The organism is Limnohabitans sp. (assembly GCF_040401135.1).
GTDB lineage: Bacteria > Pseudomonadota > Gammaproteobacteria > Burkholderiales > Burkholderiaceae_C > Limnohabitans.
Map to the genome: position 1 here is coordinate 21,666 of NZ_JBBAOV010000028.1, position 7,394 is coordinate 29,059.

Here is a 7,394-nt window from a genome sequence, read left to right on the forward strand (position 1 = left end):
TATGAAAATACGCGCACAAATTGCCATGGTCCTGAACCTGGACAAATGCATCGGTTGCCACACCTGTTCGGTCACGTGTAAAAACGTGTGGACCAGCCGTCCCGGTGTGGAATACGCTTGGTTCAACAACGTCGAGACCAAGCCCGGCATTGGCTACCCCAAAGAGTGGGAAAACCAAGACAAATGGCATGGGGGCTGGACCCGTAAGGCCGATGGTTCGATCGAACCCAAGCAGGGTGGCAAGTGGAAGCTGTTGATGCGCATTTTTGCGAATCCCAACATGCCTCAGATCGACGACTACTACGAACCATTCACTTATGACTACGAGCACCTGCAAAGTGCACCCGAGTCCAGGGCCACCCCCACGGCACGCCCACGCAGCTTGATCACGGGTCAACGCATGCAGAAGATCGAGTGGGGCCCTAACTGGGAAGAGATTTTGGGCGGCGAGTTCAGCAAGCGGAGCAAAGACGCCAACCTCGCCAACTTCGACCAAGTCCAAAAAGAGATGGTCGGCCAGTTTGAAAACACCTTCATGATGTATTTGCCACGCCTGTGCGAACACTGTTTGAACCCGACCTGTGTGGCCTCGTGCCCGTCAGGCTCGATTTACAAGCGGGAAGACGATGGCATCGTGTTGATCGACCAAGACAAGTGTCGCGGTTGGCGCATGTGCGTGAGCGGCTGCCCTTACAAAAAGATTTATTACAACTGGCAAAGTGGCAAAGCAGAGAAGTGCATCTTCTGCTTTCCACGCATCGAAGCGGGTCAACCCACGGTGTGTTCAGAGACTTGCGTGGGTCGTATCCGCTACCTCGGTGTGGTGCTGTATGACGCAGACCGCATCGCTGAAGCCGCGAGCACGGAGAACGAAAAGGACTTGTACCAAGCCCAGCTCGACATCTTCCTCAACCCGCATGATCCCAAGGTGATTGCGCAAGCACGCTTAGACGGCATCCCCGAGTCTTGGCTCGAAGGTGCGCGCAACAGCCCGGTCTACAAAATGGCGATTGATTGGAAAGTCGCGTTGCCACTGCACCCCGAATATCGGACGCTCCCGATGGTGTGGTACGTGCCACCGTTGTCACCCATCACGGCGGCTGCCAATGCCGGCCATGTCGGCATGAACGGCGAGTTGCCTGATGTGTCGCAAATGCGCATCCCCGTCCAGTACTTGGCAAATTTGCTGACAGCTGGCGACATTGCCCCCGTCACCCGTGCCCTCGAACGCATGTTGGCCATGCGCGCCTACCAGCGCGGCAAACATGTGGATGGTGTCGAGAACTATGCCGTGTTGGAGCAAACCGGTTTGACCGTCGCTCAAGTCGAAGAGATGTACCAAATCATGGCCATCGCGAATTACGAAGATCGCTTTGTGATCCCCAGCTCGCACCGTGAATATGCAGAAAACGCCTTTGATGTGCGTGGTGGCTGCGGCTTCTCGTTTGGCAATGGTTGCTCTGATGGGCAGTCCGATGCCAGTTTGTTTGGCGGTGACAAACGCCGCACGATTCCGATTCAACCTGTCGTCTAAATCGAGGCTCCTATGAAACCCATTCGTTATTCCCTACGCGTGTTGTCGCAGTTGCTGTCGTATCCGGACGCTGAGCTGCGTCAGCAACTCCCCCTGCTGTTGCCAGTGCTCGAAGAAGAGGGCGCGCTTGGCTTGGCGCGTCGCACCGAGCTGCAAGCCTTGGTCACGCACCTGTTGCGTCTCGACACATTGGATGCCGAGGCGCGCTACGTCGAGACCTTCGACCGTGGCCGTGCGACTTGTCTGCACTTGTTTGAACATGTGCACGGCGACTCTCGCGACCGTGGTCCGGCCATGATCGATCTCACCAAAACGTATGAGCAATCAGGCTTGTTCCTTGCCCCTGAAGAGTTGCCTGACCATTTGTGCGTGGTGTTGGAGTTCGCTTCAACCCAAACGCCTGAGGTGGCCAAAGCATTCTTGGGTGAAATGGCGCACATCTTGAACGCCATCTTCAGTGCCTTGCTCAAACGCGAAAGCCCCTACGCCGTGGTGGTGGCTGCCGTGCTCGAGCTGGCAGGTCACAAAGCCCAAGCCGTTGCGATAGCCGCGGAAGAGTCACTCGACGACAGCTGGAGCGAGCCCGAAGCCTTTGATGGCTGTAGCACGCGTGGCCAGGCCCGCCCGGCTGATGTCCAACCCATTCATTTCGTGAAAAAGGCCGCCAGCCACACGCCGGGAGTTTCAGTATGAGCTACTTTGACCATTTCATTTTTGGCCTCTACCCGTACATTGCACTGAGTGTGTTTTTGCTCGGAAGTCTGATCCGTTTCGACCGCGATCAGTACACCTGGAAGAGTGACTCTTCTCAACTCCTGCGCGGCGGTCAGTTGCGTTGGGGTAGCAACTTGTTCCATGTCGGCGTGTTGTTTTTGTTAGGCGGACACAGCGTGGGCATGCTCACGCCCCACTTCATGTATGAACACTTCGTGACGGCTGGCGACAAGCAACTGTTGGCCATGGTCTCTGGCGGTGTGTTTGGCGTGATGGGTTTCATCGGGGTAACGGTGCTGTTGCACCGCCGATTATTTGATGTGCGCATCCGTGTGAACAGCAAGCCGAGCGATATTGTGTTGTTGGTGTTGCTGTGGGTTCAGTTCGCTTTGGGCTTGGCCACGATCCCGCTGTCTGCACAGCATCTGGATGGCGGCATGATGCTCAAGCTCGCTGAATGGGCGCAACGCATCGTCACCTTCCGAGGTGGTGCGGTGGCGTTGTTGTCTGAAGCCAGTTGGATCTTCAAGGCGCACATGTTCTTGGGCATGAGCATCTTCTTCATCTTCCCGTTCACGCGCCTGGTGCACGTCTGGAGTGGCTTTGGTACCTTAGCCTATGTGGTGCGTCCGTACCAGTTGGTGCGCAGCCGTCGTATGGGCATGACGCCCCGCGTGCCACTCAGCCGTCGTTGAAATTTCGCACCCCACACATTCAGGACCCCATCATGACGATTCATACCTCCCATGAGAACCAGAGCAACACGTCAGAGGGCTGCGGCAGTGGCTCTTGCGGTTGTCAGAGCGTTGATGCTGCCGAGATCGCAATCGCGATCGCCAGCATCAATGGCATTGCTTTGCAAGCGTCCGGCGAAAGCGTGGATCACGAGACCCTGTGTGAGCGGGCCTATTCCGAATTGTTGCGTCAAGAGGCGGTCAGGCTCGGGCATTTGCCACCGCACACGGGCTTGATGGCGCCGACGTTGTTGGCTGAACAGCAAGACATCGTGGACCGTATGCTGGAGACCGAAGTCGTCTCGCCGCAACCCACACAAGAAGAAGCCAAACGGTATTACGAGGCACACCAGGCCCAGTTCACCGTGGGTCAGGAGCGCTTGGTACGCCACATTTTGTTTGCCGTTACACCCGGTGTGAATGTGCAAGCGTTGGCGCAACGCGCAGAAGCTGCCTTGCTTGAGTTGTCACACAAAGACGTGGCCCCTGAGCGCTTTGCCCAGTTGGCTGGGGAGTTGTCAAATTGCCCGACGGGCGCGCAAGGCGGCGCACTCGGTTGGCTGTCCCCTAACGACTGTGCGCCTGAGTTCGCCAAAGAACTGTTCTACCTGCAAGAGTCCAGCCAAGGGACCGGTTTGCGCCCCCGCTTGGTGCACACACGGTTTGGTTTCCATCTTGTCGATGTGCTCGATGTGAACCCAGGGCATCTGCCAGACTTTGAAACCTTGAAGGCCCAAATTGCATCCCGTTTGCAATGGCAGTCCCGCGCCACCGCGCTGGGGCAATACATGCGCCGCTTGGTGGGCTTGGCGCATGTCACAGGGATTGAGCTGGATGGGGACGCCTCATCCTTGGTGCAATGATCCCACCCGCGCCGCCTGAGTCTTCGGATGAGCTGCTGCATCGCTTACAGCGTTTTCACGCGGACTATTTTCCGTTGCACCAACAACGGTTTCAGGACTTGGTGGCGCAAGGACAGCATCCCAAAACTTTGTTCATCGGATGCTCTGATTCCCGGTTGGTGCCCTATCTGCTGACAGGGGCAGGGCCTGGTGAATTGTTCATCGTGCGCAATGTCGGCGCATTGGTCCCGCCCTTTGACGGCTCGCATGGTCTGCACGGCACCATGGCAGGGATTGAGTTTGCCGTCCTCATGCTGCACGTGAAAAGCATCATTGTGTGCGGCCACAGCCACTGCGGCGCTATCCGCACCGCCTACGAGGGGGCCCCCGAAGAAGCCAAAGCATTGCAAAACTGGTTGCGCTTGGTGGATGAAGCCTTGTTACCTGTGCAACCTTGCCCTGAAGCGCTCTTGCGCACGGAGCAACGGTCGGTGGTGTTGCAGCTGGAGCGGCTGATGGACTATCCGATGGTCAGGCGCGAGGTCGAGGCAGGGCGCTTGAAGCTGCACGGTTGGCACTATGTGATTGAAGAGGGTGAGGTCCATGTGTTCGACGTACAGCGCGGCGACTTTGTGCCCGCATCGCGTTCGACTCACAGTGGAACGGGCCCATTTACGCCACATGTGGAGCATTTGAATGAGTGATGTCGAGAAAGAGAATCAGCTGCTCATGGTGAGCCAAGTGATGGCCACGCGACAAACCATCTTGCCAAAACGGCTGATCGAGCCAGGGCCGACTGCTGTAGAAATAGAAAAATTGTTTTTGGCCGCGTCGACGGCACCCGACCACGACCTCATCAATCCTTGGCGATTCTTGGTCATCCCTGCGCACAAAAGAGAAGATTTGGGTGAGCTGTTCGCGCAAGCGCTCAGTGAGCGCGATCCAAGCGCGACCGATGAACAACTTGAACAAGCCCGCGACAAGGCGCGACGCTCGCCGTTGCTGATGGTGTTGATCGTGGATGCGGCCAAAGGCGACCCAGAGATTGACATGCATGAGCGTGTGTTAAGTGCCGGGTGCGCGGTGCAAAACTTCATGCTGCTGGCCAACGCCATGGGCTACGGCACGGGCCTGACGAGTGGCAAGGCGCTCAAAGCTCCATCGTTCCGATCGGGTTTGCAGCTGAAGCGCTCCGAGCATGCGGTTTGTTTTTTAAATGTCGGAACCGTGAGCTCGCGTAAGCCTTTCAAGCCACGGCCTGAGGCTCATCAATTCGTTCAAGTTTGGGGAGATTGACCATGGTTCATTCAGCTGCGGTGGGGGGTGGTCTACCTGGGCATCGATCCCCCAGCGTTGGTTTTGAAGCCCCGTTTGAGATGCTCAGCGCTTGCCATGAGCGTGTGGAACGCATGTTGGCTTTGCTCGTCAAACTCCGACACCATTTGTCAGAACACGGCTGGGACATCCATGCCTCTAAGGCGGCCACTGATGTCATTCGTTATTTTGATATTGCGGCGCCGCATCACCACTTGGACGAGGAGATGCATGTGTTCCCGGTCGTCCTAGCCATGCATGACACTACGCTAGATGCCTTGGTGCTTCGACTCAAGCAAGACCATATCGAAATGGAAAAGAGCTGGGAAGTCGTGAAGCAATTACTGGCGTCAGTGGTGAATGCCAATGCCAACACTTGGGTCGCTTTCAGTGATGTCGAGAACGGGGCGCTCGACGCCTTTGCTGCGGCCTACAACGAACACATCAACCAAGAAGAGTTGGCTATTTATCCGGCGGCAAAGCGAGCGTCTAACAGCGATCAATTGGATGCCATGTCGCATGAAATGATGCGCAGGCGAGGACAGGCTGATTAGCCATGCCCATATCTGCGCGGCTGCCTTATGGCAAACGTGGGGCGGTTTGTAACAAGGCTGCTACTTCGTTCTTCCACCATTTGGCATGGCCTGTGGTGCCGTGTCCTGATGTTTCATCACTGGCAGGGATAAGAAATAAGCGGGCGTTTGGAATTCGTGCCAAGGCCTTGTTCATGACCTTGAGTTCGGGTGGGTTACGTTCGTCATCTGCCGAATTGATGGCGAGTAAGGTAGCTTTTATTTCTTCGAGTTGAGCAAGCGGGTCGAAGTCTCTGGACGCGTCCCACTGATAGAGGGCGTCATTTGCATCGCCTGTCAATGCGGCGCTCAGTCGTTGGTTGATGAGTGCATCCGCTTTTTCTCGTGTAGGGGCGAGTCGCTGAAGACCTTGGTTGCCACCGTTGGTGCCGAGCGCATAGAACACGGATGCAAATTGAAGGCTGGGTGGTTGCTGGGTGTAGTCACCATTCATCCATTCGGGGTCGTTGCGAATGCTGTCAATGATCAGGCGGCGCATCATCCAGTTGCGGCCCGACATTGCGAAGGGCATAGAGGCCATGGGTACCAAGGTGTCCATAAAGTGAGGATGCTGAATGCCCCAAACCCAAGTTTGCATGCCGCCCATAGAGTTGCCCAGCACCATGCGGACATGTTTGATGCGCAAACCTTCGGTCAGCAAGCGATATTGTGCGGACACCATGTCGTCGTAGTTGTATTTTGGAAACTTCGCTTTCAAACCATCTGACGGTTTACTGGATTTACCAGTGCCGATCGAGTCGGGCAAAACAATGAAGTATTTCTCAGCATCCAAAGCTTGGCCTGTGCCAAACAACTCTGCACCAAAGGCGTGGTTGAGCATGCCAAGACCACTGCCTGTGGTGCCATGAAGAATCACAATCACCTCACCCTTGGGGTTGCCTAAGGTGGTGTAGCCGATGTTCAAGGCAGGTAAAACTTCTCCGTCATGAAATCGAAACTCTTTCGCAACCCACACGTCTGATTTTTGGTTCGGAAAGCTTTGAGCTAAGTCAGCGGGGCTTTGTGAATAGAAAAACATGCCGAAGAATAGTGTTAAAAATTATTTAAAAAGCCAAGCTAAACCGTCGTGCGTGCCGTTGGTGACAGGCCCTCGAGCAGGCCGATATTCGCAACCTATCCAACCTTCCCAACCGCAAGCGGCCGACACTTCGTCAATCAACTCAAAGAGGTAGGGATGGTTGAGTTCGCCTAAGTCGGGCTCGTGGCGCATGGGGACGCCCGCAATTTGAAAGTGGCCGACACGGCCTGTGGGTAGGTATTGACGAATCTTGGTGGCCAAGTCGCCTTCCATGATTTGGCAGTGGTAGAGGTCCATCTGCACTTTTACATTTGGGGCGCCGATGTGCTCAATGAGCTGGTGCGCTTGGCTCTGGTAATTCAAGAAGAAGCCAGGCATGTCGCGCGTGTTAATGGGCTCAATCAACACATCGCGGCCCGACTTTTGTGCTTCAGCTGCCGCCCATGCGATGTTCTGCATATAGGTTTGCTCGACCAACGCCAAGTCTGCACCCAGGGGCTTCAAGCCGGCCATGACGTGGATGCGTGGGCAGTTCAAGGCGTCCGCATAGGTCAGAGCTGTGTGAAAGCCTGTTTGAAACTCGCTTTCAGATCCAGGCAGGCAGGCCAAGCCACGCTCGCCTGCATCCCAGTCGCCAGGCGGTGC

General features: G+C 56.0%; 9 protein-coding genes. 7 read left to right on the forward strand and 2 right to left on the reverse strand.

Annotated features, from left to right (window positions below):
- Position 1 precedes the first annotated feature (1 nt).
- From narH to ABWP81_RS08755, 7 genes are read left to right on the forward strand one after another with little or no spacing between them, the layout of a single operon-like run.
- Positions 2-1,534, forward strand: a complete 1,533-nt coding sequence (narH, locus tag ABWP81_RS08725) for a nitrate reductase subunit beta (RefSeq protein ID WP_353141125.1) — start codon at positions 2-4, stop codon at positions 1,532-1,534.
- Positions 1,535-1,546: 12 nt separating this feature from the next.
- The gene (gene narJ, locus ABWP81_RS08730; protein ID WP_353141127.1) at positions 1,547-2,227 is read left to right on the forward strand and encodes a nitrate reductase molybdenum cofactor assembly chaperone; all 681 of its coding nucleotides are present in this window, start codon (positions 1,547-1,549) and stop codon (positions 2,225-2,227) included.
- Entirely contained in the window at positions 2,224-2,943 is a 720-nt protein-coding gene (narI, locus tag ABWP81_RS08735) for a respiratory nitrate reductase subunit gamma (RefSeq protein ID WP_353141129.1), read from the forward strand. Before narJ ends, narI begins: the two co-directional genes overlap by 4 nt.
- Positions 2,944-2,975: 32 nt before the next feature.
- Positions 2,976-3,845 carry a peptidylprolyl isomerase gene (locus ABWP81_RS08740; protein WP_353141131.1) on the forward strand — a complete coding sequence of 290 codons (870 nt, stop codon included), beginning with the start codon at positions 2,976-2,978 and terminating at the stop codon, positions 3,843-3,845.
- Complete coding sequence (locus ABWP81_RS08745; RefSeq protein ID WP_353141133.1) at positions 3,842-4,528, forward strand: carbonic anhydrase; 687 nt, start codon at positions 3,842-3,844, stop codon at positions 4,526-4,528. Before ABWP81_RS08740 ends, ABWP81_RS08745 begins: the two co-directional genes overlap by 4 nt.
- The gene (locus tag ABWP81_RS08750) at positions 4,521-5,120 is read left to right on the forward strand and encodes a nitroreductase family protein (protein ID WP_353141135.1); all 600 of its coding nucleotides are present in this window, start codon (positions 4,521-4,523) and stop codon (positions 5,118-5,120) included. The genes ABWP81_RS08745 and ABWP81_RS08750 overlap by 8 nt, the downstream gene beginning before the upstream one ends.
- Positions 5,121-5,122: 2 nt before the next feature.
- Positions 5,123-5,692, forward strand: coding sequence for a hemerythrin domain-containing protein (locus ABWP81_RS08755; protein ID WP_353141137.1), 570 nt, complete (start codon positions 5,123-5,125; stop codon positions 5,690-5,692).
- Positions 5,693-5,717: 25 nt separating this feature from the next.
- On the opposite strand, the gene ABWP81_RS08760 is transcribed toward ABWP81_RS08755, so the two are convergent.
- Positions 5,718-6,749 (reverse strand): alpha/beta fold hydrolase, encoded by a 1,032-nt coding sequence (locus tag ABWP81_RS08760; RefSeq protein ID WP_353141139.1) that lies wholly within the window; start codon positions 6,747-6,749, stop codon positions 5,718-5,720.
- 21 nt (positions 6,750-6,770) lie between these two features.
- Positions 6,771-7,394: hydroxypyruvate isomerase family protein (locus ABWP81_RS08765; protein ID WP_353141141.1), on the reverse strand; the 624-nt coding region annotated here is incomplete at its 5' end.

Bases quoted from the DNA above. Each gene is read 5' to 3' on its own strand.
- narH (WP_353141125.1), top strand. From the start codon at position 2: ATGAAAATACGCGCACAAATTGCCATGGTCCTGAACCTGGACAAATGC.
- narJ (WP_353141127.1), top strand. From the start codon at position 1,547: ATGAAACCCATTCGTTATTCCCTACGCGTGTTGTCGCAGTTGCTGTCG.
- narI (WP_353141129.1), top strand. From the start codon at position 2,224: ATGAGCTACTTTGACCATTTCATTTTTGGCCTCTACCCGTACATTGCA.
- ABWP81_RS08740 (WP_353141131.1), top strand. From the start codon at position 2,976: ATGACGATTCATACCTCCCATGAGAACCAGAGCAACACGTCAGAGGGC.
- ABWP81_RS08745 (WP_353141133.1), top strand. From the start codon at position 3,842: ATGATCCCACCCGCGCCGCCTGAGTCTTCGGATGAGCTGCTGCATCGC.
- ABWP81_RS08750 (WP_353141135.1), top strand. From the start codon at position 4,521: ATGAGTGATGTCGAGAAAGAGAATCAGCTGCTCATGGTGAGCCAAGTG.
- ABWP81_RS08755 (WP_353141137.1), top strand. From the start codon at position 5,123: ATGGTTCATTCAGCTGCGGTGGGGGGTGGTCTACCTGGGCATCGATCC.
- ABWP81_RS08760 (WP_353141139.1), bottom strand. From the start codon at position 6,749: ATGTTTTTCTATTCACAAAGCCCCGCTGACTTAGCTCAAAGCTTTCCG.